At 61.7% G+C, this 17325-nt stretch carries 13 protein-coding genes and 1 pseudogene; 4 read left to right on the top strand and 10 right to left on the bottom strand.

All coding sequences use genetic code 11. The features are described 5' to 3' along the window. Positions 1-177: 177 nt before the first annotated feature. A complete protein-coding gene (locus HX783_RS19340) occupies positions 178-1065 on the top strand; it encodes a LysR family transcriptional regulator (RefSeq protein WP_159960400.1) in 888 nt (295 codons plus the stop codon). 238 nt (positions 1066-1303) lie between these two features. On the opposite strand, the gene HX783_RS19335 is transcribed toward HX783_RS19340, so the two are convergent. The 10 genes from HX783_RS19335 to bioB form a co-directional block, all read right to left on the bottom strand. Beyond that, positions 1304-3082, bottom strand: coding sequence for an acyl-CoA dehydrogenase C-terminal domain-containing protein (locus tag HX783_RS19335; RefSeq protein WP_159960402.1), 1779 nt, complete (start codon positions 3080-3082; stop codon positions 1304-1306). A 127-nt stretch (positions 3083-3209) separates the two neighbouring features. Next, positions 3210-4979 carry an acyl-CoA dehydrogenase C-terminal domain-containing protein gene (locus HX783_RS19330; RefSeq protein WP_177017935.1) on the bottom strand — a complete coding sequence of 590 codons (1770 nt, stop codon included), beginning with the start codon at positions 4977-4979 and terminating at the stop codon, positions 3210-3212. A gap of 90 nt (positions 4980-5069) precedes the next feature. Continuing rightward, positions 5070-6359: a diguanylate cyclase gene (locus HX783_RS19325; RefSeq protein ID WP_177017934.1), complete on the bottom strand. Its 1290-nt coding sequence runs from the start codon at positions 6357-6359 to the stop codon at positions 5070-5072. Between the two features lie 206 nt (positions 6360-6565). After that, the gene (locus tag HX783_RS19320) at positions 6566-8371 is read right to left on the bottom strand and encodes a phenylacyl-CoA dehydrogenase (RefSeq protein WP_177017933.1); all 1806 of its coding nucleotides are present in this window, start codon (positions 8369-8371) and stop codon (positions 6566-6568) included. A 339-nt stretch (positions 8372-8710) separates the two neighbouring features. After that, positions 8711-8992 (bottom strand): hypothetical protein, encoded by a 282-nt coding sequence (locus HX783_RS19315; RefSeq protein WP_025857014.1) that lies wholly within the window; start codon positions 8990-8992, stop codon positions 8711-8713. A 106-nt stretch (positions 8993-9098) separates the two neighbouring features. Then, positions 9099-9779: a dethiobiotin synthase gene (gene bioD / locus HX783_RS19310; RefSeq protein ID WP_159960407.1), complete on the bottom strand. Its 681-nt coding sequence runs from the start codon at positions 9777-9779 to the stop codon at positions 9099-9101. Beyond that, positions 9776-10588, bottom strand: coding sequence for a malonyl-ACP O-methyltransferase BioC (bioC, locus tag HX783_RS19305; RefSeq protein WP_177017932.1), 813 nt, complete (start codon positions 10586-10588; stop codon positions 9776-9778). Before bioC ends, bioD begins: the two co-directional genes overlap by 4 nt. After that, positions 10581-11312: an alpha/beta fold hydrolase gene (locus HX783_RS19300; RefSeq protein WP_159960409.1), complete on the bottom strand. Its 732-nt coding sequence runs from the start codon at positions 11310-11312 to the stop codon at positions 10581-10583. Before HX783_RS19300 ends, bioC begins: the two co-directional genes overlap by 8 nt. Then, a complete protein-coding gene (gene bioF, locus HX783_RS19295; RefSeq protein WP_177017931.1) occupies positions 11305-12486 on the bottom strand; it encodes an 8-amino-7-oxononanoate synthase in 1182 nt (393 codons plus the stop codon). Before bioF ends, HX783_RS19300 begins: the two co-directional genes overlap by 8 nt. A 143-nt stretch (positions 12487-12629) precedes the next feature. Further along, positions 12630-13685 (bottom strand): biotin synthase BioB, encoded by a 1056-nt coding sequence (bioB, locus tag HX783_RS19290; RefSeq protein ID WP_145157491.1) that lies wholly within the window; start codon positions 13683-13685, stop codon positions 12630-12632. 92 nt (positions 13686-13777) lie between these two features. Here bioB and HX783_RS19285 point away from each other — a divergent pair. The 3 genes and pseudogenes from HX783_RS19285 to HX783_RS19275 all read left to right on the top strand — a co-directional run bounded on the left by HX783_RS19285 (position 13778) and on the right by HX783_RS19275 (position 17316). After that, positions 13778-14515, top strand: a pseudogene (locus HX783_RS19285) (ComF family protein). 57 nt (positions 14516-14572) lie between these two features. Next, positions 14573-15337: a TOBE domain-containing protein gene (locus tag HX783_RS19280; RefSeq protein WP_177017930.1), complete on the top strand. Its 765-nt coding sequence runs from the start codon at positions 14573-14575 to the stop codon at positions 15335-15337. An 80-nt stretch (positions 15338-15417) separates the two neighbouring features. Next, positions 15418-17316 carry a PhoX family phosphatase gene (locus tag HX783_RS19275; protein ID WP_177017929.1) on the top strand — a complete coding sequence of 633 codons (1899 nt, stop codon included), beginning with the start codon at positions 15418-15420 and terminating at the stop codon, positions 17314-17316. The last annotated feature ends 9 nt before the right edge of the window (positions 17317-17325 follow it).

The raw sequence follows: 17325 nt of genomic DNA, 5'->3' as shown, positions 1-17325 counted from the left end.
GATGCCCCGTGCAAACCGAGCCTTGAGGTGTTTTGCCTTGCCTATGTAAACGCTATCAACAAATACGCTGTTCATTGCCCGATCCGGCCCTGTAAGCCCTGCGAATAGGCGCTAGACTAGGCCTCCAAGCGGCCAACGGCCATTTCGATTTTCCAGCTTTTTCGATAAGTAACTCTTATGGATTTCAAGCAACTGCGTTATTTCGTCGCGGTGTATGAGGAAGGCCACGTGGGCCGGGCGGCGGAGCGTTTATCGATCTCTCAACCGGCCCTCTCGCAACAGATTCGCCAATTGGAGCAGAACCTGGATGTGAGCCTGTTCGAGCGCAGCAGCAAGCGCCTGTTGCCGACGCTCGCTGCGCATACCTTGTACAACCACGCTTTGCCGCTGATCGACGGCATGCAGCAGGCGGTTGAAGCCTTGCGCAACTTCAAGGGCCAGGCGATGCGCACCTTGGCCATCGGCGTGCTGCAAACCGTGCACACCAGCCTGGTCCCGCAAATGCTTGAGCGCGTGCGCAAAGCCCAGCCGCATTTGGTGGTGCAGATCTACGAATTGACGGGCATGGAGATTGAACGCCGGCTGCTGAACGGCTCGCTGGACATCGGCATCAGCTACCTGCCGCCGCGCCAGCCGGGGCTGCACGGCGTGCTGTTGTATGAAGATGAATTGAAGGTGGTCATCCCCGAGGACCATCCCCTGCGCGAATTCAAGAAAGTCTCGCTGAAACAGGCGGCCGAGTTGCCGATGTTGCTATTGGGCGAGGAGTTTCAAGTGCGGCAGATCTGGCAAGGCCAGTTGTCCAACCTGGGCCGCAGGCCGCAAGTGCAGGCGGAGCTCAACACGATGGTGGGTATTCTCGACAGCCTGCCCCACACCAAGCTCGCCACCGTATTGCCGGGGCGCTCCCAGGACGAACACAACAGCAAGGCGCTACTGTGGAAACCCTTGAGTGAACCGAGGGTGGCGCTGAAAGTGGGTTTGGTGTGTCGCGACGTACAACGCCAGCAAGCCACGGTGGCGCTGCTGCGCACCTTGCTGGAGGACGTGATGAATGCCCCGTAGGCGCCTGTCTGACTTTTTCGCAGGCAAAAGAAAACCCCGCCGAAGCGGGGCTTTGCAGACTGTTTCCCTGACATCCATTTCACTCCGCCGTCCTGGCAGAATCCTACGTGTCCGTGTTGTTGCTTTGCGCTTCCTGCGCGACGTCCATGTGAAGTAGATTATCCGTGGATCCAATTTGGCGATAGAGGACGAATAGCAGCACGTGATGTAAGAGAATGCTTACACGCCCTCCAAGCCTTTAAAACTGTGCTTCATCCAGCAAAAACAGCGATTCGCTACCGGCTTTTACCGACGCACTCAGCGAATGAATACGCGGCAGCAGGCGAGCAAAGTAGAAGCGCGCGGTGCCCAGTTTGCTGGCATAGAAGTCTTCCTCAGCTTCTTTGCCCAACGCCGCCTTGGCCATGCGCGCCCACATATAGGCATAGGCCATATAGCCAAAGGCGTGCAGGTACTCCACCGAGGCCGCGCCGATTTCATTCGGGTTGGTCTTGGCGCGGTCCAGCACCCAGGCGGTCAACTCATCCAGATTATCCACCGCCGCACTCAGCGGACGGGTGAACTCACCCAGTTCGGCACCCGCCGTGGCGATGAACTGGCGGATCTCGTCGGCAAACAAGGTGTAGAACGCACCGCCGCTGCCGACGATCTTGCGCCCCATCAAGTCCAGCGCCTGAATGCCATTGGTGCCTTCGTAGATCTGCGTGATGCGCACATCCCGAACAAGCTGCTCCTGGCCCCACTCGCGAATGTAGCCATGGCCACCGAACACTTGCTGGCCGAGCACGGTGGTTTCCAGGCCCAGGTCGCTGAGAAATGCTTTGGCGACCGGTGTCAGCAACGCCACCAGATTGTCGGCACGCTCGCGGGCGGCGGCGTCTTCACTGAACTTGGCGATATCCAACTGCGTAGCCACGTAGGTGGAGAACGCGCGGCCACCTTCGTTCGAGGCCTTCATGGTCAGCAACATGCGGCGCACGTCAGGGTGCACGATGATCGGGTCGGCGACTTTGTCCTTGGCCTGGGCGCCGGTCGGCGAACGGCTTTGCAGACGATCACGCGCATATTCAATCGCGTTCTGATACGAGCGCTCACCCGACGCCAAGCCCTGGATACCAACCCCCAGGCGCTCGTAGTTCATCATGGTGAACATCGCCGCCAGCCCACGGTTCGGCTCACCCACCAGGTAACCCACGGCTGCGTCGAAGTTCATCACGCAGGTCGCGGACGCCTGGATGCCCATCTTGTGCTCGATGGAGCCACAGCTCACCGGGTTACGCGCGCCCAGGCTGCCGTCGGCATTGACCATGAACTTCGGCACCAGGAACAACGAGATGCCTTTTGGTCCGGCGGGCGCGTCAGGCAGCTTGGCCAGCACCAGGTGGATAATGTTTTCGGTGAGGTCGTGTTCGCCGCCGGTGATAAAAATCTTGGTGCCGCTGATCGTGTAGGAACCGTCCGCCTGAGGCTCGGCCTTGGTGCGGATAATCCCCAGGTCGGTCCCGGCATGCGCTTCAGTCAGGCACATGGAACCGGCCCACTCGCCGGAGTACATCTTCGGCAAATAGGTGGCTTTGAGTGCTTCGCTGGCGTGGGTGTTGATCGACACGCAGGCGCCGGATGTCAGCATCGGGTACAGGCCGAATGCCAGGCTCGACGAGTTGATCATCTCTTCGACCTGGGCCGAAACGGCCTTGGGCATGCCCATGCCGCCGAAGATCGGATCGCCGCCTACGCCCACCCAGCCGCCTTCGGCGTAGGTTTTATAGGCCTGTGGAAAACCATCCGGCGTGCTGACCACGGTGTCCGCCCAACGGCAGCCTTGCTCATCGCCGTTACGGCTGAGCGGGGCGATGGATTTGGCCGTGACTTTGCCGGCTTCCTCAAGGATCGCCTCGACAGTTTCGGCATCCACGGTGTCTGCCAATGCCGGCAATTGGGCCCAAGTCTTGGCGACCTCAAAAACTTCGTTGAGGACGAAGCGCATATCACGCAGCGGCGCTTTGTAATCAGCCATGGCAAACCTCGTGAGAACGTAAAAAGTGATTCGATAGGATCGGTTTTACAAGCTCCGAGTGTACCCGAACAACTTTTCAGACACATAGGGTCCTTTCGTGACTATTAAGTATTTATAAGTCACGCGCCTACAGTGCAAACAACTGAGCAGGCAGGCTCATCAGGCATTCGCTGCCCGCCTCCACGGCCGCCCGGTGCGTCGCTGTACGCGGCAGCAAACGCTTGAAGTAGAAGTCGCAGGTCGCCAACTTAGCCTGGGCAAACTCGGTGTCGTCGTGTGCCTGAGCCGCTATCGCCATGCGCAACCACAGGTAGGCGAGGATGATGTAACCGCTGTACATCAAGTAATCCACCGCCGCTGCACCGACTTCATCGGGGTTTTTCATGGCGGCCATGCCGACTTGCATCGTCAACTCGCCCCATTGCTGATTCAGTTGATTGAGCTGCGCCACATGGGCCTTGAGTTGCGGATGCTCGGTATTCGCCGCGCAAAACTTATGCACAATCTTGGTGAAACCGCGCAAGAGCTTGCCTTGGCTACCGAGCACCTTGCGGCCCAGCAGGTCGAGCGCCTGGATGCCGTTGGTGCCTTCATAGATCGGCGCAATACGGGCATCGCGCGCCAATTGCTCCATGCCCCATTCGCGAATATAGCCGTGGCCGCCGAACACCTGCATGCCGTGGTTGGTCACCTCAAGCCCCGTATCGGTCATGAAGGCTTTGCAGATGGGCGTAAGGAACGCCAACAGGTCTTCGGCTTCCTGGCGTTGGCCGGCGTCGCTGCTCAGGTGCGCGGTGTCGAGCAATTGCGCGGTGAAGTAAGTCAGCGCGCGGTTGCCCTCGTTGAAGGCTTTCATGGTCAGCAACATGCGCCGCACATCGGCGTGCACGATGATCGGGTCGGCGGCCTTTTCCGGGGCCTTGGCGCCGGTCAGCGAGCGCATCTGCAGGCGGTCGTTGGCGTATTTGATCGCGCCCTGGAAACTCGCTTCGCCGTTGCACAGGCCCTGCATGCCGGTGCCCAAACGCGCGTGGTTCATCATGGTGAACATGCAGTTGAGGCCCTTGTTCGCCTCGCCAATCAGGAAGCCCTTGGCACCGTCGAAATTCAGCACGCACGTGGCCGACGCCTTGATGCCCATCTTGTGCTCGATGGAGCCGCAGTGCACCGCGTTGCGCTCACCCGAATCGGCATGGAACTTGGGCACGATAAACAATGAGATCCCTTTGGTGCCCGCCGGTGCATCCGGCAACTTGGCCAGCACCAGGTGGATGATGTTGGCACTCAGGTCGTGCTCGCCGGCGGAGATGAAGATCTTGCTGCCAGTGAGCGCATAGCTGCCGTCCGCCTGGGGCACGGCGCGGGTTTTGATCAGCCCCAGGTCGGTACCGCAATGGGCTTCGGTCAGGCACATGGTGCCGGTCCACTCGCCGGCGGTGAGTTTGGTCAGGTAAGTGGCTTTCTGCTCATCGGTGCCGTGGGCGTGGATCGCCGACATGGCGCCGTGGGTCAGCCCAGGGTACATGCCCCAGGACGTGTTGCTGGAGCCGATCATTTCGCTCAGCACCAGGCCCAAAGAGTGCGGCAAGCCCTGGCCACCGAAGGCCGGGTCCGCCGCCACGCCGTGCCAGCCGCCTTCCACGTACTGGGCGAAGGCTTCATTGAAGCCCTTGGGCGTGGTGACGACGCCGTTGTCGAAATGGCAGCCTTCTTCATCGCCGCTGCGATTAAGCGGCGACAGCACGTTTTCGCAGAATTTGGCGCCTTCTTCGAGGATCGCGCTGACCATGTCCGGGCTGGCGTCCGTTGCGCCCAGCGCGGCGTAGTGGCCGTGGAAATCAAACACGTGGTCGATCAGAAAGCGCATGTCGCGCAAGGGAGCTTTGTACTCAGGCATGGCGATGTCTCCGGCAGCAGATGGTTTCAACCTACTGCCGGCCACCGCCGCAAACAATCACTGTAGAACCGCTGAATACACCGCCATCACTCAACCGGCAGCCGTCTCCATGCGCACCGCGCCACGCCGGGTTTGCCCGGCCGCAACCACACAGTTACGCCCCGCGCCTTTGGCGGCGTACAGCGCCTGGTCGGCGGATTTGAGTACTTCTTCCGGCGTGCGTTGCTCGGCCTGACGCTCGGCCACGCCGATGCTGACGGTCACCGACACACTCGACGCGCCGCTGCCTGCGCGGCGTTGGCGGCCCTGCTGATCGTCGTGTGGGCGGTCCGGGTTGCGCAGCTTGATGTCGTAGTTGGCGATGATCTCGCGAATCTCTTCCAGGTGCGGCATGCATTCGTCCAAGGTCTTGCCGGCGAACACCACGGCAAACTCCTCACCGCCATAACGGTAGGCGCGCCCGCCGCCATTGACCTTGGACAGCTTGCTGGCCACCAGGCGCAATACCTGGTCGCCGACGTCATGGCCGTGGGTGTCGTTAAAGCGTTTGAAGTGGTCGACGTCACTCATCGCCAGCACATAGTTGCGCCCCAGCCGCTGCATGCGCTCGTTGAGGGCGCGGCGGCCGGGCAAGCCGGTCAGCTCATCGCGGAAGGCCATTTGATACGCCTCATGCGCCACGCCGGCGGCGATCATCAGCATGACCTGGCTGCACATGATGTTCAGCGTAAACGGCAGGATGAAGGTTTGCGGCAACATCCAGAACAGCCCCAACAGCCCCACCAATTGCGCGGCGTGCAAAGGGCGCGGCTGATACCAGTACTGCGCCGCCAGGGTGACAAAACCAATCAGGAACATCGGGTACGACAGCTGGATCAAGCTCATCCATCGGCCATGCAAGGCCGGCCAGCGGATCTCCGCCAACCAGCTCAACAAGGCCTGCGGAAAACTCTGCTCAAGCGCCAGTGCCACGCTGCCGACGGCGAACAGCACGGCGCAGCGCGCCACGAAGTCGCGGAACAGGTGGGTTTTTTCCTGCCACAGCGCATAAATGCTGAACAGCAGCGGCAACAACAGGCAACACAGATGAAACACCACCGCCGCATCTTCGCGCACGCGCCCGTTGTCACGGTAGTAATCGGTCTGGGTGTCCAACAGGAAGTAAACGACATACACCGTGACCATCAAAAACAGTTCACGCTGGCGCCGATACACCGCGCAGTAAGAACCGCCGAGCAGCAACACCAAGGTCGGCAGTACGTTGAACAGCGAGGTGAAGAAGACGTTGAGATCTTTGACATACGCAGCCGAGAGCCCGGCCAGCAATAGCAGCAGAGAGGGAAGAAAATGACTGAAACGTACAGCGGACGCGCGCGACAAGGGTAAAGCTCCGACCCACTCAAGAAAGATGGCACAGTGCCTTCACTGCGCACAGTTAAGCACATTCAATGTGACCTGTATCACATTGCCATCACTTTAACGGCAGCCAAGCGCAATCCCTGAGTGCTGTACTGTGTTTTTTATAAGCCAATAAAAAACCGCCGCTCCCAAAGGCAGCGGCGGTTTTCAAGAGAACCCGGTAAGGCTTAGTAAGCCAGGCCGAAGTCTTCTTCTTTCATGTCCATCAGGTTGCTGGCACCCGACAGCATGGTCGCAACGTGCGTACGAGTACGCGGCAGGATGCGCTGGAAGTAGAAGCGCGCGGTCTGCAGCTTGGCGGTGTAGAACGCCTCTTCGCTGGTGCCGGCAGCCAGTTTCTCGGCAGCCAGGCGTGCCATGTCGGCCCAGAAGTAAGCCAGGCAGGCGTAACCGGAGTACATCAGGTAATCCACCGACGCGGCACCGACTTCTTCGCGGTCTTTCATCGCGGCCATGCCAACCTTCATGGTCAACTCGCCCCACTCTTTGTTCAGTGCCGCCAGTGGTGCAACGAACTCTTTGACCGCTTCGTTGCCTTCGTTGGCCTGGCAGAACTTGTGCACGATCTTGGTGAAGCCCTTGAGCGCTTCGCCTTGCGTCATCAGCACTTTACGGCCGAGCAGGTCGAGTGCCTGAATGCCGGTGGTGCCTTCGTACAGCATCGAAATGCGGCTGTCGCGAACGTTCTGCTCCATGCCCCACTCGGCGATAAAGCCGTGGCCGCCGTAGATCTGCACGCCGTGGTTGGCGGACTCAAAACCAACTTCGGTCATGAACGCCTTGGCGATTGGGGTCATGAAGGCCAGCAGGGCATCGGCCTGCTTCTTCGCTTCGTCGTCGGTGCCGTATTTGACGATGTCCACTTGCTTGGCGGTGAAGTACACCATCGCACGGTTACCTTCGGCGAAGGCTTTCATGGTCAGCAGCATGCGGCGCACGTCAGGGTGCACGATGATCGGGTCAGCGGCTTTGTCCGGTGCTTTCGGGCCGGTCAACGAGCGCATTTGCAGGCGATCGCGGGCGTATTTCAGGCCGCCCTGGAAGCCGATTTCAGCGTGGGCCAGGCCTTGCAGCGCGGTACCCAGGCGAGCGGTGTTCATAAAGGTGAACATGCAGTTCAGGCCTTTGTTCGCCGGGCCGATCAGGAAACCGGTGGCCGCGTCGAAGTTCATCACGCAGGTGGCGTTACCGTGAATGCCCATCTTGTGTTCCAGGGAACCACAGGTCACTGCGTTGCGCGCACCGATCGAGCCGTCGGCGTTCGGCAGGAATTTAGGCACGATAAACAGCGAGATACCTTTGGTGCCGGCCGGTGCGTCCGGCAGGCGGGCCAGTACGATGTGGACGATGTTGTCGGCCATGTCGTGTTCACCGGCCGAGATGAAGATCTTGGTGCCGGAAACCTTGTAGGAGCCATCAGCCTGAGGCTCGGCCTTGGTGCGCAGCATGCCCAGGTCAGTGCCGCAGTGCGGCTCGGTCAGGCACATGGTGCCAGTCCATTCGCCCGAGACCAGCTTGGTCAGGTAGGCGTCTTGCTGCTCAGGGGTGCCGTGCTCGGAGATGGTGTTCATCGCACCGTGGGACAGGCCTGGGTACATGCCCCACGACCAGTTGGCTTCGCCGACCATTTCGCTTACCGCCAGGCCCAGGGATTCCGGCAGGCCTTGGCCGCCGTGCTCCACGTCGTGGGCCAGGCTTGGCCAGCCGCCTTCGACGAACTGTTTGTAGGCTTCTTTGAAACCAGTTGGGGTCTTAACGCCTGACTCACTCCAGGTGCACCCTTCGATGTCACCCACGCGGTTCAACGGTGCCAGCACTTGCTCACAGAACTTGGCGCCTTCCTCAAGGATGGCGTCAACCATGTCCGGGGTAGCGTCCTGGCAAGCCGGCAGGCTCTGATAGTGCGCTTCATAACCGAGCAGTTCGTCACGAACGAAGCGAATATCACGCAAGGGGGCCTTGTAGTCAGGCATAGCGATAAACCTCTGCTGATGTATCTGGGATGAACAACCGCGTGGATGTGTGCTGGCGGTCAAACAGGTGTTTGAAACATACGTTTACGACCTGGGGTTGTCAAGCATCGTCCAGACGCCATTTGTCATGACGCGGATCAACGGCGCGCACGGCAAGGCCTGCGGCGGGTTGCCACATGATTAATGGAGAGTAGAAGTCCGACAGAATGGCGCAAAACAAATGTGGGAGCGGGCTTGCTCGCGAAGGCGGTGGATCAGCCAACTGAAGTGTTGGCTGAAGAATCGCCTTCGCGAGCAAGCCCGCTCCCACAGGAGGGCCGGTGCAGACAGAGAACGAGATTAAGCGTAGGTGTCGATCAAGGTGCCAAGCATTTCATCCGAAGCCTTGGCGACTTTGGCGCCCAGCTCCACTTGAAACTTGCCTTGGGCCATTTCGACCATATTGCTCGCCGAGTTGGACGGCTGAGCCCGGTCGTTGGCTTGCAGACGATCGCTTTGTGCGTCCGATGGCTGGGTCGTCGCGGCGCTGGCAATCTTGCCGGCGGCCTGGTCGACACGGTTTTGCCCGGCCTGAATCGTGCTCAGCCCCGAATAAAACGCGCTGCTTCCAGAGATTTCCATGGCGTAAACCTGCCTTTAGAGAATCGTGAACCTGAATTGAAGCAGAGATCCAGACAAAACGCCCGTCAAAAACACTAATGGCATAATGCCTTAGCGATAGCCAAAATCAGTCAAGCAAGTCCAATTCCAGGTACTCGGCCACCGCTTCAGCGCTGGCCTGCTTGAGTTTCGGCACGCGGCCCAGGCAGGGCGCCGGCAGCCGCTCAGCCAGGGTGGCGAGGTTTTCTTCCAGACGGGAGGTCTTGGGGTCGATGATGTTCGCCACCCAGCCCGCCAACGGCAAACCGTCCCGCGCGATGGCTTCAGCGGTGAGCAAGGCGTGACTGATACAGCCCAGGCGCACACCCACCACCAGGATCACCGGCAGTTGGAGCGCCATAGCCAAATCGGAGAGGTTGTCCTGATCGGCCAACGGCACCCGCCAGCCGCCCGCGCCTTCGATCAAGGTGAAATCCGCCTGCCGCGCCAGAATCTGCTGCATCGGTTTGAGCAGCGATTGCACCGTCAACGCCACGCCCGCCTCCCGCGCCGCCAGGTGTGGCGCGATGGCAGGCTCGAACGCCACCGGGTTGACCTCGGCATACGTCAACGGCAACGAACACTCGGCCAGCAATGCCAGCGCGTCGCTATTGCGCAAACCTTTTGGTGTGACCTGGCAACCCGAGGCCACCGGTTTTCCCGCGGCGGTACTTCTGCCCGCGAGCCGTGCGGCGTGCAGCAGGCCGGCGGCGATGGTGGTCTTGCCGACATCAGTGTCGGTGCCGGTGATGAAATAAGCGGCGCTCATAGAGGTTTCTCCAGTACGGCATACACCACTTGATACGTGGCGGGCAGGCCCTGGGCCTGACGGAACTGCTCGTAAGCGTCCACCAGTGCAACAATCCGCGCGCGTCCCGTCAACCCTCCCGGGCGACCCGGGTTGAGGTTATGCGCGCCCAATGCTTTGAGTTCGTGGGTCAGGCTGCGCACATCCGGGTAATGCAGCACATGGGGCTGGCGCGCCAGGCTGACCACGCGCAAGCCGCTGGCCGCGCACAGCTGTTGATAAGCCTCGAAGGTGCGGAAGCGGTTGACGTGCACCAGGCCATCCGCCGCGCGCCAGCTTTCGCGCAGCTCAGCCAAGGTGCCCACGCACAGGCTGGCGAACGCCAGCACGCCACCGGGCTGCAGTACGCGGTAGGCCTCGCTGAGCACTGCCTCGAAATTCGCGCACCATTGCACCGCCAGGCTGGAGAAGATCAGCCCGCAACTATCGCCCTGCAACGGCAAGCGTTCAGCGTCACCGGCGATGAAATGCTCGGCGCCGCCCAAAGGCCGCGCGTGGTTAAGCATGCCCTCGGCAATATCCAGCGCCACGCCGTGGCTGGCCGGCAACCGCTCGCCCAGCACGCGGCTGAAAAACCCAGTGCCACAGCCCAGGTCCAGCCAGCGCTGGGGCGCCGTGTCAGCGGGCAGCCGCGCCAACAGTTCAGCGCCCACCGCGCGCTGCAACTCGGCCACGCTGTCGTAGCTGGCGGCCGCGCGGGAAAACGATGCCGCTACCTGGCGTTTGTCCGGCAAGGCGCCGGGCAGCGATGGGTGGGATAAATCAGTCATCAACGCACTCATGCAAAAAAGCCTGGATGGCCCCCGCAACGCCGTGAGGGTCCTCCAGAAGAAAAGCGTGACCGGCCTGTTCAATCAGGCCGATTTCTACATCGGGCAGCAACGCCAGCAAATCACTGGCGGCTTCGGCAGGCACCAGTTCATCCAGACCGGCGAACAGGTGCAGCTGGGGACCGCGATAGGCCTGCAGCGCCGCACGCGTATCGAGCTGGGCAAGCAATTCGAGCCCTGGCATCAACACGCTGGACGGCGCAGTCGGCGCACCGCTGACCAGCAAACGCGATAGCCCGCGCGGGTCTTGCGCACCTTTGGCACACAGCAGGCCAAAGCGCTTGAGGGTGACTTGGGAATCGGCATGGCAACCGGCAAGAAACGCATCAAAGGTTTCGGCCGGCATCGCGCTGGGCCAGCCGGCATGCGCGACAAAGCACGGGTTACTCGCCAGCGTCAGCAGCCCACAACACCGCTCGCCGCGCCGCGCCGCCAGCTCCGAGGCGAGCATGCCGCCCAGGGACCAACCGCCCAGCCAGGCATTGTCCGGCAGTGTGGCGTCGAGTTCGTCGAGCCATTCATTCACATCACTGGAATCCAACGCCGGCAATGGTTCGATGTGCACCTGCAGGTGCTCGTCGAGGCCACGCAAAGCGGCCGCCAACGGTTCCAGCGGCGACACACCGAGGCCCCAGCCGGGCAGCAATATCAGTCGATCACGCATGGTCGGGCTCCGTGGCGCCTAACAAGCGGAAACACGCTTCCAATCCGTTTAACAATAGCTGCACCTGCGCCTCGCTGTGCGCCGCCGTCAATGTCACGCGCAAACGCGCGCTGCCGGCAGGCACGGTGGGCGGGCGGATCGCGGTGACCATCAGGCCGCGCTCGCGCAGCATCTGCGACAGGCGCACGGCCTTGGCACTGTCACCAATCAGGATCGGCTGGATCGGCGTAAAGCTGTGCATCAAGTCCAGGCCAAGCTGCTCGGCGCCCTGGCGGAACTGGCGGATCAGGCCGTTGAGGTGCTCGCGCCGCCAATGCTCGGTGCGCAGCAGTTCCAGGCTCTTCAACGTCGCGCAGGCCAGGGCCGGTGGTTGGCTGGTGGTGTAGATGTAGGGCCGGGCGAACTGGATCAGGCTTTCGATCAGTTCTTCACTGCCCGCCACAAATGCCCCGGCGGTGCCGAACGCTTTGCCCAGGGTGCCGACCAGCACCGGCACCTCCTCCTGGCTCATGCCGAAATGCTCGACAATTCCGCCGCCATTGGCGCCCAGCGGGCCGAAGCCATGGGCATCATCCACCATCAGCCACGCGCCTTTGGCCTTGGCTTCGCGGGCCAGCGCGGGCAGGTCGGCCAGATCGCCGTCCATGCTGAACACGCCATCGGTGACCACCAGCGTATTGCCGGTGGCCTTCTCCAAGCGCTTGGCCAGGCTGCTGGCGTCGTTATGCAAGTAGCGGCTGAAACGTGCGCCGGAGAGCAACCCGGCATCCAGCAGCGAGGCATGGTTGAGGCGGTCTTCCAGCACGGTGTCGCCCTGCCCCACCAATGCGGTGACGGCGCCGAGGTTGGCCATATAACCGGTGGTGAACAACAGCGCGCGCGGGCGACCGGTCAGGTCGGCCAGGGCTTCTTCCAGTTCATGGTGCGGCGTGGCATGCCCGACCACCAAGTGCGAAGCGCCGCCGCCCACGCCCCAGCGCGACGCACCGGCGCGCCAGGCTTCGATGACGTGCGGGTGATTGGCCAGGCCGAGGTAATCATTGTTGCAAAATGCCAACAGCGCCTGGCCGTCCACCACCACTTGCGGGCCTTGGGGGCTGTCCAGCAGCGGGCGTTGGCGATAAAGGTGTTCGGCACGGCGGGCAGCGAGGCGCGCGGCGAGATCGAAAGACATGCAGGCCTCGGTTAAACAGGCTGAACTCGATTAAAAATGTGGGAGCGGGCTTGCTCGCGAATGCGGTGGGTCAGCCAGTACATCTGGTGCTGATACACCGCATTCGCGAGCAAGCCCGCTCCCACATTTGGATTGCATTTCAATCAAACAACAGCGTTATAGAACTGCTCGCTGCTCTTTTGCTCCACCAACGCCTGCTCGATCGCCGCCTGATGCACTTCATCGGCGTGCTCTTCGCGGGCTTCCGGCAGGATGCCCAGGCGTGCGAACAGTTGCATGTCCTTGTCTGCCTGCGGGTTGGCGGTGGTCAGCAGTTTGTCGCCGTAGAAAATCGAGTTGGCGCCGGCGAAGAACGCCAGGGCTTGCATCTGCTCGTTCATCGCTTCACGGCCGGCCGACAGGCGCACATGGGATTGCGGCATCAGGATGCGCGCCACGGCGAGCATGCGGATGAAGTCGAACGGGTCGATGTCATCGGCGTTCTCCAGCGGCGTACCGGCCACCTTTACCAGCATGTTGATCGGCACCGACTCCGGATGCTCCGGCAGGTTGGCCAGCTGGATCAGCAGGTTGGCGCGGTCGTCCAGGGACTCGCCCATGCCGAGGATGCCGCCCGAGCAGATCTTCATGCCCGAATCACGCACATAGGCCAGGGTTTGCAGGCGCTCGCTGTAGGTGCGGGTGGTGATGATCGAACCGTAGAACTCCGGCGAGGTGTCGAGGTTGTGGTTGTAGTAGTCGAGGCCGGCCTGGGCCAGCGCTTCGGTCTGGTCCTGGTCAAGGCGGCCAAGGGTCATGCAGGTTTCCAGGCCCATGGCCTTCACGCCTTTGACCATTTCAAGCACATACGGCATGTCTTTGGCCGACGGGTGTTTCCACGCCGCGCCCATGCAGAAACGCGTCGAGCCGATGGCCTTGGCGCGGGCGGCCTCTTCGAGGACCTTCTGCACTTCCATCAGCTTTTCTTTTTCCAGGCCCGTGTTGTAGTGGCCCGACTGCGGACAATATTTGCAATCTTCCGGGCAAGCGCCGGTTTTGATCGACAGCAAGGTCGACACCTGCACACGGTTGGCGTCGAAATGCGCGCGGTGCACGGTCTGCGCCTGGAACAACAGGTCATTGAAGGGCTGTACAAACAGCGCTTTGACTTCGGCCAAAGACCAATCGTGACGCAGGGTGGCAGTGGTGCTGGCGCTCATGGGCGATTCCTTGATTATGCTTTGGCTTTCGCTGTGGGAAGGGCAATACCCACAGTCACGACACGGATGCTCGGCATATTTAAGGAAGATTCATGCACTGTCAACCTGGATACAAACACGAAGTTTACATCTGGCTAAAAAACAACCAGACCTGCCTGGTGTGCGATGAAGCCACCGAATCGGTCGATTGTGTGTGCAACGTCTGCGAAATCGAGCTGCCGTGGCTAATGGCGCAATGCGAGGTATGCGCCCTGCCGTTGCCCATGGACGGACTGATCTGCGGCCAATGTCAGAAACACCCACCCGCGTTTAAACAGGTGATTGCGCCGTGGTCCTACAGCTTTCCGGTCGACACCTTGATCAGCCGCTTCAAGCATCAATCGCGCTGGCCCCTCGGCCACCTGCTCGCGCGCCTGTAGGGGCAGCACCTGCAACACCGCTTCGACAACACCGACCTTACGCGCCCCGACTGCCTGCTGCCGGTGCCCATGGCAGCTAAACGCTTGCGTGAACGTGGCTTCAACCAGGCGCTGATGCTGGCTCGCTGGCTCAGTGCACGCCTGGGTATCCCGCACGATGAACACCTGTTGTTACGCCCGCATGAAACCGTCGCGCAACAAGCCCTCGACGCCAAGACCCGCAAACGCAACCTGCTCAGCGCATTCGCGCTGGCACCCGACGCCCAGGTGCAAGGCCGTCACCTGGCGCTGGTGGACGATGTACTCACCACCGGCGCCACCGCCCACAGCCTGGCCCGCCTGTTGATGGAGGCCGGGGCGCGCCAGGTCGACGTCTACTGCCTGGCCCGCACGCCAAAACCCGGCACATGACTTGACTCCCGTGCGCCACGCCTGCAACGTCCGCTGACCTTATAGAAGCGTATCCACATGTCTCTGCCGACCTCCCTCAGCCAACACATCATCCGCCGCCCCCAGCGTATTGCGTTGCTCGCGCACATCGCCGAGCAGGGCTCGATCACCCGCGCGGCCAAAAGCGCCGGTTTGAGTTACAAGGCGGCCTGGGACGCCATCGATGAACTGAACAACCTGGCACAAAAACCGCTGGTCGAGCGCAGTGTCGGCGGCAAGGGCGGCGGCGGTGCCAAGCTGACGGCCGAAGGTGAGCGCGTGTTGCGCCTCTATCAGCGCCTGCAAGTGTTGCAGGCCGAAATACTCGGTTCGGATGAAGATGCCAGTGACTTCAACCTGCTCGGCCGCTTAATGCTGCGCACCAGTGCGCGCAACCAGTTGCACGGCCGGGTCATCGCGATTGAAAGCCATGGCCGCAATGACCTGATCCGCCTGCAGTTGTCGGGCGCCTTGAGCCTGAGTGCGCAAATTACCCATGACAGCACCCAGCGCCTCGAACTCGAGACCGGCGTGGAAGTGGTGGCCTTGATCAAGGCCGGCTGGCTGGAATTGCTGGCTATCGGGCAAGCCGCAACACCTGGACACAATTGCATGAGCGGCGTTATCGAGACGATTTTCGACGCCGAAGACGGCCCCAGCGAGGTGCGCATCACCCTGCCCAACGGCCAGGTTTTATGCGCCCTGGCGCAGCCCGCCGCGCTCAAGGCGTTGAAGGCCACCGAGGGCCAGCCGATCCAGGTGCAGTTCTCACCCAGCAACGTGTTGCTCGGCACGCCGGTGTAGCGCGCAGGTCGACTTCAAACTGCAACAATTTCGTCACGCGTGCTCCTTAAGGTGTCTGCAAAAACCGCAGGGAGCCTGAAATGAGCCTATTAGAAGAAAACCAAGCCACCGACCTTGAACAGATGGTCGGCCTCACCCGCCGGCGTTTTATCGGCGCCGGCGCCCTGTGCGGCGCTGCGATGTTCCTCGGTGGCAACCTGCTGACCCGCAGCGCCCTGGCGGTGAACGCCGCCAGCGCCAGCCCGCTGCTGGGGTTCACCAGCATCGCCGCCGCCACCAGCGACGCCATTACCTTGCCACCCGGCTACAGCGCCTCGGTGTTGATCAGTTGGGGCCAGCCATTGCACAAGCAGGCGCCGGCATTCGACCCGTCCGGCAACGGCACCGCCAAAGCCCAGGAGCAGCAGTTCGGCGACAACAACGACGGCATGAGCCTGTTCGCCTTCCCCGGCGACGACAACCGCGCACTGCTGGCAATCAACAACGAATACACCAATTACCGCTACCTCTACGCCCACGGCGGCGCGCCGCAATCGGCCGAAGACGTGCACAAGGCCCAGGCCAGCGAAGGCGTGTCGGTGATTGAAGTGCGGCGCACGGGCGACACCTGGCAGTTCGTCCAGGACTCGCGCTACAACCGGCGCATCCACGGCAACTCGCCGATCCGCCTGAGCGGCCCGGCTGCCGGCCACGCCTGGCTGAAAACCAGCGCCGACAAAACCGGCAAAAAAGCCCTCGGCACCTTTCAGAACTGCGCCAATGGCAAGACGCCTTGGGGCACTTACCTGACGTGCGAAGAGAACTTCACTGACTGCTTTGGCAGCAGCAACCCACAACAGGCCTTCGACGCCGGGCAAAAGCGCTACGGCGTGGTGGCAGCCAGCAAAGAAATCAACTGGCACCTGCACGACCCGCGCTTTGACATGGCCAAGAACCCCAACGAACTCAATCGCCATGGCTGGGTGGTCGAGATCGACCCGTTCGACCCGCAATCCACACCGGTCAAGCGCACCGCCCTGGGCCGCTTCAAGCACGAAAACGCTGCCCTGGCTGAAACCCGCGACGGCCGCGCCGTGGTGTACATGGGCGACGACGAACGCGGCGAGTTCATCTACAAGTTCGTCAGCCGCGACCCCATCAACCATCACAACCCCAAGGCCAACAAAGACCTGCTCGACCACGGCACCTTATACGTGGCGATTTTCGACGCGGGCGACGGCGACGCCGACCACCCCAAGGGCAAAGGCCAATGGGTCGAGCTGACCCACGGCAAAAACGGCATCGACGCCAGCAGTGGTTTCGCCAGCCAGGCCGAAGTGCTGATCCACGCGCGCCTGGCCGCCAGCGTGGTGAAAGCCACACGCATGGACCGCCCGGAATGGATCGTGGTCAGCCCCACCGACGGCCAGGTCTATTGCACCCTGACCAACAACGCCAAACGCGGCGAAGACGGCCAGCCGGTGGGCGGGCCTAACCCACGCGAGAAAAACGTCTACGGTCAGATCCTGCGCTGGAAGGCCGACGCCGATAACCACGGTGCGCTGGACTTCACCTGGGATCTGTTTGTAGTGGCCGGCAACCCCGGCGTGCATGCCGGTACGCCGAAGGGCGGCTCATCCAACATCAACCCACAAAACATGTTCAACAGCCCCGACGGCCTGGGTTTCGACAAGGCCGGGCGCTTGTGGATTCTCACCGACGGCGACTACAGCAACGCGGGCGACTTCGCCGGCATGGGCAATAACCAGATGCTGTGTGCCGACCCGACTACCGGGGAAATCCGCCGGTTCATGGTTGGGCCGGTGGCATGTGAGGTGACAGGTATCAGCTTTTCGCCGGACCAGAAGACGCTGTTTGTGGGCATTCAGCACCCCGGCGAAACCGGTGGTTCGACCTGGCCGGAGCACCTGCCAAACGGCAAACCGCGCTCGTCGGTGATAGCGATTCGGCGCGATGACGGCGGGGTCGTCGGCGCCTGATAAGGCCTC

It is taken from the genome of Pseudomonas sp. D2002, from assembly GCF_013385735.1.
GTDB lineage: Bacteria > Pseudomonadota > Gammaproteobacteria > Pseudomonadales > Pseudomonadaceae > Aquipseudomonas.
This window is presented reverse-complemented; position numbering and strand designations above follow the sequence as displayed.

Excerpts from the sequence above, each read along its gene's own strand:
- bioD (WP_159960407.1), bottom strand. The coding sequence starts at position 9,779 with ATGAGCGCCGCTTATTTCATCACCGGCACCGACACTGATGTCGGCAAG.
- HX783_RS19280 (WP_177017930.1), top strand. The coding sequence starts at position 14,573 with ATGTCTCTGCCGACCTCCCTCAGCCAACACATCATCCGCCGCCCCCAG.
- HX783_RS19330 (WP_177017935.1), bottom strand. The coding sequence starts at position 4,979 with ATGCCTGAGTACAAAGCTCCCTTGCGCGACATGCGCTTTCTGATCGAC.
- bioF (WP_177017931.1), bottom strand. The coding sequence starts at position 12,486 with ATGTCTTTCGATCTCGCCGCGCGCCTCGCTGCCCGCCGTGCCGAACAC.
- bioC (WP_177017932.1), bottom strand. The coding sequence starts at position 10,588 with ATGACTGATTTATCCCACCCATCGCTGCCCGGCGCCTTGCCGGACAAA.
- HX783_RS19315 (WP_025857014.1), bottom strand. The coding sequence starts at position 8,992 with ATGGAAATCTCTGGAAGCAGCGCGTTTTATTCGGGGCTGAGCACGATT.
- HX783_RS19335 (WP_159960402.1), bottom strand. The coding sequence starts at position 3,082 with ATGGCTGATTACAAAGCGCCGCTGCGTGATATGCGCTTCGTCCTCAAC.
- HX783_RS19300 (WP_159960409.1), bottom strand. The coding sequence starts at position 11,312 with ATGCGTGATCGACTGATATTGCTGCCCGGCTGGGGCCTCGGTGTGTCG.
- HX783_RS19275 (WP_177017929.1), top strand. The coding sequence starts at position 15,418 with ATGAGCCTATTAGAAGAAAACCAAGCCACCGACCTTGAACAGATGGTC.
- HX783_RS19320 (WP_177017933.1), bottom strand. The coding sequence starts at position 8,371 with ATGCCTGACTACAAGGCCCCCTTGCGTGATATTCGCTTCGTTCGTGAC.
- HX783_RS19340 (WP_159960400.1), top strand. The coding sequence starts at position 178 with ATGGATTTCAAGCAACTGCGTTATTTCGTCGCGGTGTATGAGGAAGGC.
- bioB (WP_145157491.1), bottom strand. The coding sequence starts at position 13,685 with ATGAGCGCCAGCACCACTGCCACCCTGCGTCACGATTGGTCTTTGGCC.